Origin of the sequence: Pseudoalteromonas sp. GW168-MNA-CIBAN-0100 (assembly GCF_040309225.1) — a bacterium.
GTDB lineage: Bacteria > Pseudomonadota > Gammaproteobacteria > Enterobacterales > Alteromonadaceae > Pseudoalteromonas > Pseudoalteromonas arctica.
This window is the reverse complement of the sequence record NZ_JBEOOL010001201.1, coordinates 1-229: the sequence shown is the minus strand read 5'-3', so window position 1 is coordinate 229 and position 229 is coordinate 1. Positions and strand designations below refer to the sequence as shown.

Sequence of the window (229 nt, the reverse complement as noted above, 5' to 3'; positions counted from 1 at the left end):
AATTGTAGGTTTACCGAACTTTCGGCTATAGATACCACCATTACTTTTGGCGCTGGCTCTGCTAGTAAACGCCCTTCTGAGCAGGCTATTTGTTTAAGTACATTTAAGCCATCGTCTATTGAATCGGCATACGAAATACCCACTACAATATCCATGCGTCTTTTGCCGTTACGGGTAAAGTTTTTAATATTACCACCCCACACTTTGCCGTTAGGAGAGGCTATATAAA

At 41.5% G+C, this 229-nt stretch carries 1 pseudogene; it reads right to left on the bottom strand.

Going from position 1 to position 229, the window contains the following annotated elements:
* A pseudogene (locus tag AAEY62_RS25210) lies at positions 1–229 on the bottom strand (mechanosensitive ion channel family protein); the annotation flags it as partial.